The sequence below is a fragment of the Kaistella sp. genome, from assembly GCF_049588135.1.
GTDB lineage: Bacteria > Bacteroidota > Bacteroidia > Flavobacteriales > Weeksellaceae > Kaistella.
Genome location: NZ_JBAVFG010000117.1, coordinates 1 through 16,171, shown reverse-complemented (window position 1 = coordinate 16,171; position 16,171 = coordinate 1). Strand labels below are relative to the sequence as shown.

At 30.9% G+C, this 16,171-nt stretch carries 13 protein-coding genes; 7 read left to right on the top strand and 6 right to left on the bottom strand.

Translation table 11 applies throughout. The features are described from left to right. Nucleotides 1–46 precede the first annotated feature (46 nt). The 3 genes from WBY99_RS06700 to WBY99_RS06690 are packed head-to-tail and all read right to left on the bottom strand — an operon-like array spanning nt 47 to nt 6,870. Nucleotides 47–2,500: an alpha/beta hydrolase family protein gene (locus tag WBY99_RS06700; RefSeq protein WP_423975559.1), complete on the bottom strand. Its 2,454-nt coding sequence runs from the start codon at nt 2,498–2,500 to the stop codon at nt 47–49. Then, a complete protein-coding gene (locus WBY99_RS06695) occupies nt 2,490–3,896 on the bottom strand; it encodes a RagB/SusD family nutrient uptake outer membrane protein (protein ID WP_423975558.1) in 1,407 nt (468 codons plus the stop codon). Before WBY99_RS06695 ends, WBY99_RS06700 begins: the two co-directional genes overlap by 11 nt. 4 nt (nt 3,897–3,900) lie before the next feature. Beyond that, nucleotides 3,901–6,870 (bottom strand): SusC/RagA family TonB-linked outer membrane protein, encoded by a 2,970-nt coding sequence (locus WBY99_RS06690; protein WP_423975557.1) that lies wholly within the window; start codon nt 6,868–6,870, stop codon nt 3,901–3,903. Between the two features lie 667 nt (nt 6,871–7,537). On the opposite strand from WBY99_RS06690, the gene WBY99_RS06685 reads away from it, so the two are divergent. The 3 genes from WBY99_RS06685 (at nt 7,538) to WBY99_RS06675 (ending at nt 8,916) form a co-directional block, all read left to right on the top strand. After that, on the top strand, nt 7,538–7,918 hold the full coding sequence (locus tag WBY99_RS06685; protein ID WP_423975556.1) for a helix-turn-helix domain-containing protein: 381 nt from the start codon (nt 7,538–7,540) through the stop codon (nt 7,916–7,918). 11 nt (nt 7,919–7,929) lie between these two features. Beyond that, complete coding sequence (locus WBY99_RS06680) at nt 7,930–8,343, top strand: helix-turn-helix domain-containing protein (protein ID WP_305517813.1); 414 nt, start codon at nt 7,930–7,932, stop codon at nt 8,341–8,343. Between the two features lie 186 nt (nt 8,344–8,529). Next, a complete protein-coding gene (locus WBY99_RS06675) occupies nt 8,530–8,916 on the top strand; it encodes a hypothetical protein (RefSeq protein ID WP_423975555.1) in 387 nt (128 codons plus the stop codon). Nucleotides 8,917–9,237: 321 nt separating this feature from the next. On the opposite strand, the gene WBY99_RS06670 is transcribed toward WBY99_RS06675, so the two are convergent. The 3 genes from WBY99_RS06670 to WBY99_RS06660 are packed head-to-tail and all read right to left on the bottom strand — an operon-like array spanning nt 9,238 to nt 10,396. Beyond that, the gene (locus WBY99_RS06670; protein WP_423975554.1) at nt 9,238–9,672 is read right to left on the bottom strand and encodes a hypothetical protein; all 435 of its coding nucleotides are present in this window, start codon (nt 9,670–9,672) and stop codon (nt 9,238–9,240) included. A 2-nt stretch (nt 9,673–9,674) separates the two neighbouring features. Next, on the bottom strand, nt 9,675–10,103 hold the full coding sequence (locus WBY99_RS06665) for a helix-turn-helix domain-containing protein (protein ID WP_423975553.1): 429 nt from the start codon (nt 10,101–10,103) through the stop codon (nt 9,675–9,677). Next, a complete protein-coding gene (locus WBY99_RS06660; protein WP_423975552.1) occupies nt 10,091–10,396 on the bottom strand; it encodes a hypothetical protein in 306 nt (101 codons plus the stop codon). Before WBY99_RS06660 ends, WBY99_RS06665 begins: the two co-directional genes overlap by 13 nt. Before the next feature lie 376 nt (nt 10,397–10,772). On the opposite strand from WBY99_RS06660, the gene WBY99_RS06655 reads away from it, so the two are divergent. From WBY99_RS06655 to WBY99_RS06640, 4 genes are all read left to right on the top strand, one after another. Next, nucleotides 10,773–11,897 (top strand): hypothetical protein, encoded by a 1,125-nt coding sequence (locus tag WBY99_RS06655; RefSeq protein ID WP_423975551.1) that lies wholly within the window; start codon nt 10,773–10,775, stop codon nt 11,895–11,897. Between the two features lie 55 nt (nt 11,898–11,952). Beyond that, entirely contained in the window at nt 11,953–12,945 is a 993-nt protein-coding gene (locus tag WBY99_RS06650) for a hypothetical protein (RefSeq protein ID WP_423975550.1), read from the top strand. Between the two features lie 155 nt (nt 12,946–13,100). Next, nucleotides 13,101–14,312: a DUF4297 family anti-phage-associated protein gene (locus tag WBY99_RS06645; protein WP_423975549.1), complete on the top strand. Its 1,212-nt coding sequence runs from the start codon at nt 13,101–13,103 to the stop codon at nt 14,310–14,312. A 1-nt stretch (nt 14,313) separates the two neighbouring features. Continuing rightward, nucleotides 14,314–15,987, top strand: coding sequence for an ATP-binding protein (locus tag WBY99_RS06640; protein ID WP_423975548.1), 1,674 nt, complete (start codon nt 14,314–14,316; stop codon nt 15,985–15,987). Nucleotides 15,988–16,171 lie beyond the last annotated feature (184 nt).

Genomic DNA, 16,171 nt, shown 5'->3' with positions numbered 1-16,171 from the left:
CCACGAGGCAGCTATTTTTATAAATTAAAAATTTTTTACAGAATATTTATTTCAAATACTTGTCAAACCATTCCTTAAAAACTTTTGTAGCTTCCTTTTGATGATTCAAGTCTGTTAAGGTATGGCTTTCACCTGGGAATAAAAGAAGACGTGATGTTTTATTCAGGTCTTTCATCGCAATAAAGAAGGAAAGACTTTCTTCCCAGTCTATATGCCTATCTTCTTTACCCGCCCACAAGAGAATTGGTGTGGTAATACGATCGGTAAAAAAAATAGGATTATTATTAACATACTCTTCTTTCAGATTAAAAAACCCATCGGAAAATCTAAAACTTTGATCTGTATACCTCCAAATATTTGGTCTAAAATATTTTTTGCTCATAGTAAAATATGAACCTAAGATATTGGAAATTGAGGCACCGGATATTGCTACTTTAAAAATAGGAGTCTGTGTAATAATGTAATTTGTTTCATAACCCCCAAATGAATGCCCTATTATTCCTAATCTATCTTTATCAATACTATATTTTTTTTCTGCATAATCAATCGCTTCCATTACTGACACAAATGCAGATTTTCCTGCTTCATTAATTTTGTAATTAATTCTTGGATAAAGGATAATATAATTATCTAAGGCAAGGAGTGAAGCATTAAAACCAGCCTGATTGTAATAAGAAGGATATTCAAAAAATTTAAAAGATTTTGCTTCATTCTCATATACTCTGACAATGGTCGGATATTTTATCAATGGATTATAATCAGGTGGCAAGATTACTGTAAGAAATTCTGGGTTACCTTGTTGATTTTTCCATCTTGATATTTCAGCTTTTGGAAAATTGTTTAGAGATAGTAAATATTTTACAGACTGTTTTTCTTTGCCTTTGGCATCAGTAATAACAAGATTATATGGTGTATTAAAATTCTCCATAGTATAACTAATGTAGAGATCATTAATGATTAATTGATCAAAATGGTAATTCCCAAAGGGTTCAATAGTGGTTGTCTGTTCATTACCTATCGAGAACAATGCTTCCGACAGCTCATCTTTTGAAACGCCCTTTATAATCAAATTATCTTCCTGAATGATTTTCGTACTTGTCCATTTTAATTTTTGCACACTAGTTGGCTTACGATTGAGAATACTATATGAAATATTATTATCACTGTTTTGTGTAAGATTTTTCATTATCTTTTTATGTAAATCCATTTTCCATATATTATTCCTACTTGTTAAATAAGCAGAAGAAAAATCTTTTGAGAAATAAATATAATCTACTGGATTTGTTTGCTTGATATTCATTCTGTTCGTATTAAAAAATTCATCGTCCAGATTATGAGTGATGTTGGTATTTTCTTTTGTAAGTACGTTGTAAAAGTACCAATCGTGTTTATCAAAATAAAATAATAAATTTAATTCTGATATAGGCGTATAAAATCTTGTATTCTGAACGGAAAACTCTTCTTTACTACTCCCCAACCTGCGAAGTGAAATTTTAGGAATAATAAATTCTGTAGTAGAAGTATCATTAGCTAGGTCATTCACTTCCAATAAGTATTGGTCTCCAAACACCAAATAACGACTTGTCACTTCGTCTGAGAAATTATTTACAAAAATTTCATCTTGCAAATAATCCAATACAATTGCATCATATCCTATTTTTCGGTTTCGCTCTAAATAAGGTTTTAATGCTTTCTCATCGCTGTCCCACAGTTCAATTTCATTTGTTTTCTCATTATAATTTGTAGGCTTTGTTGCGATTAATATGTCGGAATCTCCGAAGCTGAATTGACTGAATGAGTTATCTAAACCTTTTGCTGGAACAGAATAAACTTTATCATTATCCCAAAAGTACTTATTAATATAAAGTTTATTATCTTTTTTTATCAAGAACCTTGAAGTCCGCGAAGCTTCACTATGATGTTGGGCTAAAATATTTTCCGATGAAAAATCAGTTTGGAAATGTACTTTTAAAAACTTTGTATCCAGCAACGCTGCTTTATCTGCCATATAAAGCATTAAAAACCTATCGTTTTCAAAAGCTTCAACTTTTTTTATTCCTAAACCTTTTTGCTGTAAATTTCCAGTTCTATCTAATACACACCAGTCTCCATTAGTTAAAATAATCACTGCCGATGAATTGTTGCCCGCATAAAACGATTTAACTGATGGAATTTCTTTCTGCATACCGTTTTTAGTTTGAACAAAAGCCATTCTGTTATCACTCTGCATTGCAAGAAAAAAATTATCGTTTAGAACTACCTTTTGCGAATCTTCAAATCTAAAAGTTTTTTTATTCCGTATATTCATTAATATTCCTTCTACTTTGAAATTATCAAATCTTTTTGTGAAGTAAACCCATTTGCCATCAGCACTTATCTCTTGATTATGTATCTTATACCAGCTATTTCCTTCTGCCTTATTTTTAATTAACTGTCCATTCATATGGTAATCGAAAATCAATAAAAAAAGTAATAAAATTCTTGAAACTTTAATAACCATTATTCTGAGGATTTAATAGAGGATTTGCCAGGAGTTCTCTTTGCGGGATTGGTAAAATTCCCATATAAGATTGCCACGATGGTTTCAAGTTATGTATAACATTATCCAATCTATTCCAACGCTTTAAATCAAAGAACCGGTGTCCGAATTCTGTAAAAAACTCGTGCCTTCTTTCGTTTTCTAATTCATTTCTGAATTGGCTTTGGGAAATAATAGAAATCGGAGAAAGTCCGGCTCTAATTCTGATTTTATTAAGATAATTCAATGCTATGGCAGTATCATTCATTTCATTTAGACTTTCAGCAAGGATTAAGTATGCCTCTTCTACTCGTAACACAACAGAATACTCCAAAGAAGCAGATGTTTTGGTATTTTGCTTATATTTATATGGATGGGTATAAGACATAGTAGCATTAGACAGTGTTTTAGTCCACATACTTTTTCGCAGATCCGATGCTTCAAAAGAATTCATCAAATTGTCACTTAGTACAACATTTGATGGTGGCAATGCAATGAATATATAATACTGCCCTTCCATTGTATTGTATCCCGTGTCCACAGAAGTAAATTGCCATATCGTACTTTTACTGTCCTTCAAAAAGACCTTACTGATATCGTTTTCTGTATTATACATTGAGTTCTGTATAACAACTTGTGCGTAATCCTTTGCTTTTGCCCAGTTTTTTTGGTACAAATGAAGACGTGCCAGCAATAAGTTAACTGCTGATTTGTTAATACGAGTTCTGTCAGCAGCGGGATATTCGCTTACTAGAATATTGTCAGCTGTTTCCCAATCAGTTTGTGTTTTTTTGTATATTTCTGTAGTCGGGAATTTTGAAGCATTCCTATTTTGATGATAATCTGTACTTGTTATGTAAGGAATAGCTCCATATATGTTCGTTAGATAGAAATGCAAGACACCCCTTATAGCTAATGCCTCTCCAAGCATTTGTTTTCGAGATACTTCATCAATATAAGCATTGCTATTCTCCAATCCTTCGATAATTTTATTCACTGCATAAATTTGCTTAAAAGCATTGATCCAAATATTATCAATTGCTGGAGTAGTAGGTACAATTCCTAAATCAAAAAAAGTTTTGAAATCCAGTGAACTAGCTGTTACTGATGTAAGCTCATCAGTATAACAACCCAGTAGCGAACCACTGCCATATAACCCACCATTTAATAAAGTATTTGTTCTTAAATTTGCATATAGATCAGATATTGCAGCCAAAGCTAATCTTTTGTCAGAGAATATGATATTGCTCGAAATTTGATTAGTAGGTTCATTCAGATCCAAAAATTGTTCACACGAAGAAAAACTGGAAGTAGCTGTTATTATTATAAAAATAATTTTTAAATAAGAGTCTAATATAAAATTTGTTAATTTTTTCATAATATTAAAATTTAAGTGTTGCAATTAATGAATATATTCTGACGGAAGGCATGTACAACCCCTGAACCTCGGGATCAAGCCCTTTGTACTTTGTCATAGTCCAAATATTTTTAGCTTGCAGTTGTAAAAAAAATTCCTGAATCAATTTATAATTTAATGGAATCTTATATCCTATATTAAGATTGCTTAGTCTTACATACGACGCGTCTACAATCATTGCATCGCTACTTTGGTATTGGGAATAAGCTTTCATTACAGCGCTATCAGCACCCGTAGTCGGCTTCATATATGTCGCTGTAGTATTTTCTGGTGTCCAGTAATCCAACATATAAGTAGGTACGTTCCTCATAATACCTAAAATAGGTAAATTGTAATCTAAATTATATTGCCGTTGATTCACAAACTGAAAAAGAAAACCTGCGGAAATATTTTTAAAACTAATGTTGTTGCCGATGCCCCCATAAAATTTAACTCCATAATCGACAACCTTTGTTCTATCATTTGCATCAATTTTTCCATCACCGTTAAAATCTGTAAACTCATATATTCCTGTTTGAGGATTTACACCTTTCAGCTCGTAAACCTTTTTGATATTCATAGACTCTCCAACTCGATAAATGTTTGCATATGATGAGGATTCTATATTGTCAAATTGTAATAGCTTGCTTTTTGGTACGGAAATATTTCCGAAGAAAGACCAATCAACATCATGTTTTTTAAAAAACATGGCATTCAGCTCTGCCTCAATACCGGTATTTTCAACTTTTGCAGGAAAATTAGATTGCACCGTTAAGAATCCTGTTGTCGCCGGAAGTGGAATTCCTGTCAATTGATTTGAAGAACGATTGCGATAGTATACTAATGTTAAATTAATCCTATCCTTTAAAAATCCAAGTTCGAGAGCTGCTTCCTGTTTTAATGTTTTTTCCCAACTGAACTCTGGATTAAATAGACGGGATGGATACATTCCTATTGTACCATTATAATTACCATTTGCTGTAGTATAAGTATCCATAAATTGATAATCTCCTATCAAATCACTTCCGGTTGTTCCTACACTCGTACGGAGTTTTCCATAACTTAGCCACAAAGAATTTTTCAGTGCATTTTCATTAGAAAAAAGCCATGCTGCACCAATAGCGCCAAAAGAAGAAAATCTCTTGTCAGGTCCAAAACGGCTGGATCCGTCTCTTCTTGCTGTAAAGTTCAGGATATATCGCTGATTGTAGCTATAATTCAATCTGCTGAAAAAAGCCATATATCTGTATTGTATTCCAGTATCTTCTAAAATTTTCTGAACTTTTGCAGAAGAAGTATTTTCTATCAAAGAGTTGGATGGAAAATCTGATGCCAATACCCTAAAAAGCGCATCTTCTCTGTTTTCCCACGTGCTGCCAATAAGAGTGGAAATCTTATGTTTTCCATACGTCTTATTCCAGTGTAGCTGAGGTTCGACAATCCAGCTTTCGCGGATTATTCTGCCCGAATAATTCTGGGAAATAGTGCTGGTATAACCTAAATTAGGATTAAAGGCAGATGATGGATTTAATCGCATTTCCTTTTGCTGGGTATTGGTATATCCAGTGTTAAGTTTAAAAACTAAATTTTTTTCAATATTGTATTCAGCATTTATACCCATAGACAGCATATTGATATTTGTTTTATACTTGTTTTCCAGCCGTCCGTATGGATTGTCAAACGTATTGTATTCCCAATTAAGGTCTCCCGTTGTTGTATAAAGATCAGGTGAATTCGGACTAAGAAAAATATGATTTGTAAGGTCAGAATCTGCGAGATTATTTTTTTGAATAGAATATTGAAGTGTGGGAGTTATTTTTAACTTTTTATTTGCTGTAAAAAATGTTGAATTGAAATCAACCCCCTTTCTCGTATAACCGAATTCATTGCCGAAAGGCGACTGCTGGTTCAGATTATTTATACCCAAATACCATTGGGCATTATCAGTTCCTCCTGACCATGATATTTGCTGTTGCTGTCCGATAAATTCTCTGCCTATAAATTTTTTATACCAGTCCGATTCTCTGCTGCTATCCCATTTACCATTAATATCGTAAGCAGTATTTGGATAAGCAGTTATACCATCAAACTTGTATGCGTTTCTTCTCATCTGCAGATATTCTTCCGTATCCGAAAGCTGCAGAAAACGATTAGCTTTAGAAATGCTTGTGCTTAATGATATCTGCAGCAAAGACTTTCTTTTTCCTCCGTGTTTAGTAGTGATTAAGATCACTCCATTAGCACCTCTTGAACCGTATATTGCGGTAGCATCAGCATCCTTCAGCACTTCAAAACTTTCAATATTATTAGGACTAATTGAATTCAACGGGTTAGCGTTTCCCTTTGGTAGAACTCCTGAGGAGATTACCGAAAATGAATTTGAGATTGTATTTATCGGTATTCCATCAACGATGATTAACGGATAGTTGCCATCTGCTCTCAAACTGTTCTTTCCGCGAATCTGCACATCAAAGCTACCGCCGGCAATGCCGCTGTTCTCGACAACACTCACCCCCGCCATCCTACCCTGCACGGCCGAAAGCACGTTATTCACCGGCTGATTCTCAATATCCTTCGCAGTCACTTTCGAAATACTCCCCGTACTCTCTTTTGCCTTCACATTATAATATCCCGCATTCAATACCACTTCTTCAATCGACTTTACTTTTTCCGTGAGAGCAATCGTAAAAGTGGACTTTCCATCAGTAGTGATTTTTCTTTCACCGTACTCCGGATGTCGGAAAATAAGGATGGGATTTTCCCCTGTAATTTGGAGCGAGAAAGCTCCCGTTGCGGTGGTGATCGTCATTTGGCTGCTGCCTTCCTGGGTAACTACTACCCCACTGATGGGTTTTTCTCCGTTGTTCACCGTGCCCGTGACGGTACGGGTTTGTGCCTGCGCCTGCGAATGAATCGCAGAAAACACCACACAACCGGAAACAAGTCCTAAGTTCAATAGGATTTTTTTCATAATTTTGTTTTTTAATTGTTAGTTCATTTTTGTACTGATAATTGTTATTGCTCTTTCCTGTGGGGTCTGCAAACTTTAGGGAAAGGGCGTTTTTATTGCTGGGTGCGGGATGTCAGGTGTTGGCTGCCAGATGCTAGTTGTCGTCTTTCTCTTTTCCACATCACCACATCATCAGGATTGCTTTAGGGGAAAGTGGGTAGAAACAAATAATAATTGGGGCACTTTCCCGCTAAAGACAAATCCTTTGAAAAATAATTGATATGAATGTCTTATTCTTTTATGAATTCTTATAAAAAAAGATCATAGTTTCTATTATTTTACCATTGATCTGAACTGCACTTTTGTAGTGAAATTCTCAAATACTTTTCATGAACTCCTCATGAACTATCCATGAAGTATCCTAGGGGAAACCATTAAGCATCCCGGAAGGGTCCTCTACCAATTTTTTAGGTTGACCCGTCCTAAAATAACTATACAGATTAATAGATAAATCCTGATATAACTATACAATTATGAACTAGAATCCTAAGCATCATTTTGACTAATACAAAGAAATAAATTAACATTCTTTCAAAAAAACAAAATAGGTTGACTTTTGTTTGTATTAGGTTGACTTTTATTATTATATTTGCTGTAATAAAAATTATCAATTATGGAAAAAGCTGTTAGAGTTGGTCCTAATATTAAATTTCTCAGAAATCTAAAGGGTCTTAAGCAAGAGACGGTAGCTATTGAGCTTGGCATAAGCCAGGCGGAATATTCGTTAATAGAAAATTCTGATATTATTGATGATGAAATTATTTTTCAGATTGCTAAAATACTTAATGTTACAGCTGAAGTGATAAAAGAATTCAACGAGAGTCAGGCTTTTTACAGTATTGAAAATAAAGTGGATAATACTACTATAACTGAAAATGCACATGGAATCCATCAAGTTTTTAGTCCGATTGAAAAAGTTGTAGAACTGTATGAACGGCTATTAGCAAGTGAAAAAGAAAAGATAGAAATACTTAAAAGTAAAAATAACAATTAAACAACTCCGACATGACTGAAATTTTCACGAATAAAGCTAGCCTAAAAAGAGGACGAAAAATTGAACGAGTTAGGAAATTAAGAGGCTTTACGCAATCTGACTTAGCAGAAAAACTTGGTGTTTCCAAACAAGCTATTTCCAAGCTTGAACAAGCAGAAAATATTGGCGATGAAAAATTAAATGAAGTGGCAATTGCATTGGGTGTTACTTTTGAAGGTTTACGCGATTTTACAGAAGATAAAGTACTATATAATACAAATAATTTTTATGACAATTGTGGTGTAACTGCATCAAACATAGTAGCCAATGTAGAAACCTTAAACAACCCTTTAAAGGAAACTATTGAAATGTTTGAAAGACAGTTGCAGGCAGCAAGAAAGGATTTATTAGAAATTGTTAAGAACAATATTAGCCGAAATGAATGAAGTATTCCCTCGACTAAAAAATCCGCGAGAATTTGATTTTGATATTACGAAATATAGAATTGAAAAAATCCTGACGAGAGTTGGGATTTCTAGTTTTTACAAAAGTGTGAAAAGACCCTTTTTTTGGGTTTTATGGGAAACCGTAATTATATGAAAAATTATTTATAGTATATAAACAGCACAAATATGAACGACCTAAATTTTAACAAAGGGGATATTTTTTGGAATATCAAAAAAAATCAACATCCAATTATATTTTTAGAATGGATTGATAAACCTTTAACATTTAAAGCTTGCATACTAAGTACAGAAAATGTTAAAGGAAATATTAAAATGGAAGATAGCCATTTTTTTTTGAAGGATTATACAGGAAAGGATTATACTATAATCAATAAGCCCTCTTACCTAATTAAAGATTATTCTTTCAAAAAAGATGTTGATTGGCTAAAAAGTCCAATCAGAGCCGGTAAACTAACAGATATTGGCATAAGATACGTTGAAAAAAATATAGTCCCAATTGATCTCACGTATTCTGTCGAGCATATCAGTTGGATTTCTAAAAATTTACCCTAAAAATAAAAGCTAATGGGGAATATCTGCAAGATGCTAGTAAAAGGCACAATAACCAACCTCCTTCTAATATTTATTATTAGAAATGAAAGATAGTCTCAGTGAAAAGAAGTAGAGACTATGAAATGCATTTGGTTTAATAATTATCAATTGATATAACTCTGTTCATCTTTTTAAAAAATGAATGTAGATAAGCCAGCACAGAGTTCAAGATGGCGTTATAGATGTAATAAGCAATGTCAGAGAAATTCTTTATAAAGATTGATTTAAAGGGTTTTCACATTGTTTATTGAATTAATTTTAGCTCCCAATCGTTTAACTGAGTTATGTTGGAAGTACTTTGTTTGCGGCTATTAAAGGCAACACTTCATTTTGTAGTTTTGTACCTCGTAATCTTTCATGTAATATACCTCTAACTGTAGACATAATTATATCCGTAACTTCATGTATTAGATTTTCAGGTATATCCATCTTATTTCTTTCCTTGTCAATTTTAATTATATCGAAAGGTTTTACTAAAAACATTGAAGTAACCTTAAGTTCACAGAATATTTCATCAATAGATATAATTTTTACTCTAACTGTCGATGTTACTCCAAACTCTTGTCGTTCCTCGTTAATATGAGCTTGAAAATCAGACACATACTCTAAATCATTTTCACCATTTAAAGTAAAGTCAGCAACATCAAACTGCGCAAATTTTTGAACATTGATAGATGAGTATTTAATTTGTACTTTTGAAATAGTGTCTTTTATCATATTTATTCATTTATTATAGCATCATCTACATCCATAAAATTTTCATTATAAAATTTATGTTGAAAAAAATTACTACTGGAAATATTCGTATTTACCAAAATATTAATCTCATATACTGTATTAGCAGTATTAAATCTAAAAAAATTATTTTTTGTACAATCTTTTATTTTTATATCAAATTCTAAATTAAAGTTTTTTTCAAATTTATTTATAAAAGAAATATTAATTTTCTTTACACCGGTCATTAATTGACTAATGTAAGATTCACTAAATCCGAGAGCATTAGCTAAATCTCTATTTGTTAAGTTTTTATATTCCAAATAATCATCAATTTCTTTTAAAAATCTAAGACTCACCAAAGACTCGTCCATATCGTGCATGACTTGATGCTTACAAGAATTAAAATTATTCAATTGAATTAAGTGATCCATTTTGTTATTTCTATTGTGATGTTATCTATTGAATCTATTATATCCGTCAATTTTTTTGTATTTTTATCAGATTGTTTTCTTCCATATTTAGTAATGTAGTAATCTCTATATCCTTCAGAAGTCTTCTCTAAAGTATAAAAACGATGTTCATCAACCTTGATTGCATAAACTTTGCCACAAGCTAAATTTGCTTCAAAATTATATTGTGTTCTGTTTGCTGTTTTTAAACGTATAGCTGCTAATACAAGTTCAAGCTTCTTATATGATCTGTTATCTCTGTGTACATTACTCATTTTCGTCATTAATTCTGAATCATCAAAATTTAGATAAAACCTAGCTCTATTTATTTCACAAGATCGAATAAGACAAAAATTACTCAAAACTTAACTTATTGGTTAAGCAAAGATACAACAATATTATTTATTGTAAAAAAATACAAGGCTCTAGATGATTATTCATATATTTTTAAATATACGTATATTTAAAACTGTGCTTCTGTTCAAAATCTACTGACTTGGGAATTTTGTTTAAAAATCATGAATGAAAGTTGGGAATTTTTTGCTTTTATGGGAAACCGTAAGGAATTACATAAAGTTTTTTATACATTTGAAATAAAGTATGATATTTATCATACTTTATTTCAATTTAGCAGAAATTTTATTTAAACATATGAATATAGAGAACGACTATTTTTCAAATCAAGAAATTCCGGAAGATGAAAGAAGAGATCTAGCATTTCAAACAGTCAATGCTATTAGAGAATCTGTAACACTTGCAAAGAATTCAACTTTACCAATAACTTACGAATTTGCTTTTAGTATTATTCATGATTTAAACGAAAATCTTTATAATTCTATAATAACTCTACTCGTTTCAAAAAACGAAAATGAAATAGTTAAATATTATAAAGAAATGTCAGAAGCAATGAGTGACGCAGAGACAATTGTTGAACCTGTTATCTTAATTCAAGATGAACTAGATAAACTTGAAATAGTTTTAAAAACTAAAACGGAAAATAACACTTTTCTTAAAAAACGAAAATTTGGTTTAATTGCTGCAAAAGAATATTTTACTCCAAGAGTTCAATCAGAACACAAAAGCCTAAATCATGATTATTATTTGAAAACCAGAGATGATTATTTTGGGAAACCTCTTTATGAAAATGATCATTATAAAGATTATGCTATTTCAAGAGATAAAGTTTTAAGATTGCGACTCTTACACCCAGATAAGGATGAAGCAATTTTAGGAGTAGATTTAATCTACGAACATTTTAGCATGGAGAATGAACTTGTTAGATTTGCTCACATGCAATATAAAACATGGGATAATAATGTTTTATACGAATCTTCTTCAAAAAATATGCGTGCACAATTGCTTAAAATGAAAAATCATATCTGCGATTCAAATTTTTGCAAAGGACCAGATGAACAACGTGGTGAATATAGATTCCCTTATTATTCAGCATTTTTACGACCAACTTCAAAATTACAACATAATGAAAGCAAATTAATAACATCAGGATACCACATCCCATTATGTCAAACTTTAGCTTTACTCGATAAAGATGGAAAATTAACAAAAAAATCTATTAAAGATAAAAGTATAAAAGGAAGTATTTTTGAAGAGCTTTTTGTAAATAATATTGCTGGAAGTAGGTGGATTTCCATCGAAACATTGGAGGAATTTTATGAAGATAAAGGTATAAATTCACACCTTAATACAATAAGAGTTCACGCTCAAGAAGTCGATACTTTTGGAGAGTATGATAAAATAAAGAAAAGAGGCGAATAACCAATTCTTTGTACACTTGAATATCTAAAACAAGATCGATGATATTAAAACCTGAATGGAAAAAGTAATTCTACTCAAAACTCAACTGGCAGAATCAGCAAAATTTGGAAAATCTAAGGATTTTAGATTTCAAAGACTTGCTGTTATATTTCTAGATAATTTTGTTGAAATACAATTAAACTCGTTAGCTAAACAAAAATTCCAATTTGACACTGAATTTTCTAAATATCAGGAAAAAAAATACACAGAAAAACTTAGAAAAAAAGTCCTAAATTATTATGACGAACTATTAAAGTTTTCTTTCAATGAAAACATAATCAATGAAAAGGAAAAATATTTACTTTCATTTTGTCACAATGTAAGAAACAATTTATACCATAGTATCCACGAGGAAGAATTATTAGTTTCTATTTCATTAAAAATTCTAAAAGACTTTATTACCGAAAAACAACCGGATTGGAAAAGCACTAGCTTTTTCACCAAGTATAACGTAAAAATAGCAGACCCCTACAAATCGAAACTAATTTCGAGTAATAGTGAAGAAGATTGGAAATTTTTTTTGAGCAATCATTTTAATTTCATTGACAATAGAATGTCTTCTTCCTCTAATCTTTTAAAGAAATTCATCATTCAAAAAATGAGCATTGCTAGGGAAAATTATAAATTTTTAAAAAGAGAATATATTGATTATTTTCCTTTTGCACAAAAGTGGGAATTTAATGAGTATATTTTTTATTATTCTTTTAAATATTTACATCTTATAGAAATTGAAGAAATTGAAGAAATAAAAGATGACTTCGAAAAAAAAGAGAAACGAAAAATACTTGAAGAAACTTATAAATTAAATTGGCTAAATAAAAAATTCTCGCGAATAAAAGCAATTGAAGAAAAAGCAAAATCAATGTCAAATGCTGAAATTTTCAAAAGCTTAGAAATTTATATGTCTTTGAGAGATGAAATAAATTTAATATATGAAGGCTTAGAAAATGCCGCTGGGGATTTAAGATTTCAAATTGATTTAGAAGAGGAAAAAGCAAATGGAAACTAAACATAAGCAATATAATGAAAAGAAATTTTATTCTTTCTGATAGTTATAGAAGACCATAAAAAACTAACAACTCATTATGTAAATTTTATATTTTTACAATATATATTATTGTTTAAGTAATAATTTAAGATATTTACCAAATAAAATCACAACTAATGGCAGATAGAACAGCAATTGATACTATAAAAGGATATTTCTACCAATTTGATTATGCTATTGCGAAATTATTAGAATTACAAACTGACACTGACACAATAATTGTTGAAGGGATTGAAGATGTAGATATAAATACGGCGACAGAGGAAATAGCAGTTCAATGTAAGTATTACGCGAAGACAGAATACAATCATTCGGTTATTGCAAAGCCAATTCGACTAATGCTTGACCATTATAAAGAAGTGACTAATGGGACCAAGAAAAGAATAAATTATAAACTTTATGGCTATTTTCAATCAGGGCAAACAAAGCTAACTTTACCAATTAACTCAACTTTTCTCAAAGACCATTTTCTAACGTATAGTGAAAAAAAAGTAAAGTACTATCATCACACAAAGCACAGTCTTACAGACACACAGTTAGATGATTTTATCACTTTACTTGACATAAATATTTCAGCTTTAGAATACCAATCACAAGTTTCAAAAATTTCAAATCTGTTGATGACACAATTTGGTTGTAATTCATTTGAAGCCGAAAATTTCTTCTATAACAATGCTCTCAAAGTAATAAAAGACATTGCTATTGAAAGTAACATCGCAAAAAGGAAAATAAGCAAGTCTGAGTTTTTGACAAAAATCAATTTTAAAAGAGTGCTATTTAACGAATGGTTCGTTACTTATAAAGGACAATCAAAATTATTTGCAGAATTAAGAGGTCAATACTTTACAGGCTTAAACATCTCACCTTACGAACGCCTATTCATAATAGAAATTCCAAATACAAATTATGTAAGAGCAGAACTAAAAGATTTAATCCTAACTATTTCTAGAAAATGGTCGAAACTTTCCGCTAGAGAACCACACACATTCTGTCCATATATTTATTTGCATAACATTCTTCCACAGGAATTGCTCGAATTGAAAAAAGAACTTTTTTCAGAAGGTTTCTTATTCATAGATGGATTTGATTTTGATGGTTCAGATTTTAATCCAAAATCTATATCTAAACAAGCTAATAGTAGCAATTCTATTAAAATTAAAATACTAAATAAAATTGAGCATATTGACTTAACGATAGGTGAAATAAGTAAAACCAGAGAAATTTATCAGTTCTACAATACGAATCCTTTTTTTGATATTTCATATCCAAATGTTAAACAAGCACAGATTCAATTTTCAAAACTAACCGACATCAACAAAATTATATAAAATGGCAGACGAATTAGAACAAATAAATGCAGAGGTAATTGCAGTTTATCCTGACAAAATAAAAGTTATCGTTGATAACCTTGAAGACTTTAGATTAGCAGGAGAAGCCTTGCAGGTTGGTTCTTATCTTAAAATTTCGGATAATGAAAATGCTATATTGATGGCAATTATTGAAAACTTCTCAATTATTGTGAATGATAAAGGAAAACGAGATTATGCTATAGAAGCTCTTCCATTAGGAATGATAAAAAGTGGTAAATTTATTCGAGGTGGAGATTCATTAGCAATTCCACCAAAAAAAGTTGAACCAGCTACTGAAGAAGAAATTAAAAAAATATATGAGCAATCAATTGAACCAAATGAGAAGTTTACTTTTGCATCATTATCTTCTAATCCAAACATAAGAATATCTGTAAACGGTAATAAGTTTTTTAACAAACATGTTGCAATAGTTGGCTCAACTGGTTCAGGAAAATCTCATACCCTATCTACAATTATACAGAAAGCTGTTTCAGAAAAAAGTGGAGATTTTTCAATTAACAATTCTCATGTTATCATATTTGATATTCATTCCGAATACAAATCGGCATTCCCTGCAGCTAATTTTATCGATATTAAAAATTTAGTTTTGCCTTATTGGCTTTTAAATAGTGAAGAGCTTGAAGAATTTTTTTTAGATACAGAGGCAAACGACCATAATCAAAAATTTATTTTTAAAGAAGCTATTGTAGCTGACAGAATTACGAACTTTAGCGGTTCTGATACTGAAAAAAATAAAATTCATTTTGACTCACCACTCTTTTTTGATATTGACAATGTTTTAAAATATGCAATAGAAAAAAATACTGAAGTAATTGGGACAGGAGAAGAATATGTTTCAGGCGCAAAAAAAGGTCAAGAAAAAACCACCCAAGGTAGCCTATATGGTAAATTAACCAATTTTGTAAATAGATTAGAAAATAAAATAAATGATAATAGACTTGATTTTTTACTTGGACAAAAATCAAAAGAAATAACCTTTGAAGAAACATTAAATCAGCTAATAGGTTATCAGACAGGTAAACAATCTAATGTTACAGTTATTGACTTGAGTGGTGTTCCGTTTGAGGTTTTGAGTATTACAGTTTCACTAATCTCAAGAATGGTTTTTGAATATGGTTATTTTTACAAACGACTAAGAAACGCTAAAGACCCAAATGAAAAAATCAATAATGACATTCCTATTTTACTTGTTTATGAAGAAGCTCATAAATATGTTCCAAACAGTGATTTAGTTAAGTATCGTTCCTCTAAAAAATCAATTGAAAGAATAGCAAAGGAAGGAAGAAAATATGGAATCACTTTACTTCTTGCAAGTCAAAGACCATCTGAAATATCTGAAACAATATTTTCACAATGCAATAACTTTATTGCTATGCGTTTAACAAATCCTATTGACCAAGGTTATGTAAAAAAACTTCTTCCAGACACTTTAGGAACTCTAATTGACAAAATGCCATCATTGAAACAAGGTGAAGCTTTACTTGTTGGTGAATCTATTATTCTGCCTTCTATTGTTCAAATTGATAGGTGCGTAAATGAACCGTCTTCTAATGATATACCATATTGGGAGTTATGGAAAGAAGAATGGAAAAATATGAGCATTGACGAAATTAAAACCGAATGGTATAGTTAAATAAATCTTAATTTTTCAATTTTGATCGGATTTACCAATCAATTAATAATATCATTTATGAAAAACAGCATTAATTTTTTATGGGGCACAGAATTAAAAGAAATGGGATACACCAAAATAACATCTAGTCATTTTCATAAAAAATATAAAAACCATTTTTTTTGTATTGATGAAGAACCTGTAG

Bases quoted from the DNA above. Each gene is read 5' to 3' on its own strand.
- WBY99_RS06700 (WP_423975559.1), bottom strand. From the start codon at position 2,500: ATGGTTATTAAAGTTTCAAGAATTTTATTACTTTTTTTATTGATTTTC.
- WBY99_RS06695 (WP_423975558.1), bottom strand. From the start codon at position 3,896: ATGAAAAAATTAACAAATTTTATATTAGACTCTTATTTAAAAATTATT.
- WBY99_RS06685 (WP_423975556.1), top strand. From the start codon at position 7,538: ATGGAAAAAGCTGTTAGAGTTGGTCCTAATATTAAATTTCTCAGAAAT.
- WBY99_RS06680 (WP_305517813.1), top strand. From the start codon at position 7,930: ATGACTGAAATTTTCACGAATAAAGCTAGCCTAAAAAGAGGACGAAAA.
- WBY99_RS06675 (WP_423975555.1), top strand. From the start codon at position 8,530: ATGAACGACCTAAATTTTAACAAAGGGGATATTTTTTGGAATATCAAA.
- WBY99_RS06670 (WP_423975554.1), bottom strand. From the start codon at position 9,672: ATGATAAAAGACACTATTTCAAAAGTACAAATTAAATACTCATCTATC.
- WBY99_RS06665 (WP_423975553.1), bottom strand. From the start codon at position 10,103: ATGGATCACTTAATTCAATTGAATAATTTTAATTCTTGTAAGCATCAA.
- WBY99_RS06660 (WP_423975552.1), bottom strand. From the start codon at position 10,396: ATGAGTAATGTACACAGAGATAACAGATCATATAAGAAGCTTGAACTT.
- WBY99_RS06655 (WP_423975551.1), top strand. From the start codon at position 10,773: ATGAATATAGAGAACGACTATTTTTCAAATCAAGAAATTCCGGAAGAT.
- WBY99_RS06650 (WP_423975550.1), top strand. From the start codon at position 11,953: ATGGAAAAAGTAATTCTACTCAAAACTCAACTGGCAGAATCAGCAAAA.
- WBY99_RS06645 (WP_423975549.1), top strand. From the start codon at position 13,101: ATGGCAGATAGAACAGCAATTGATACTATAAAAGGATATTTCTACCAA.
- WBY99_RS06640 (WP_423975548.1), top strand. From the start codon at position 14,314: ATGGCAGACGAATTAGAACAAATAAATGCAGAGGTAATTGCAGTTTAT.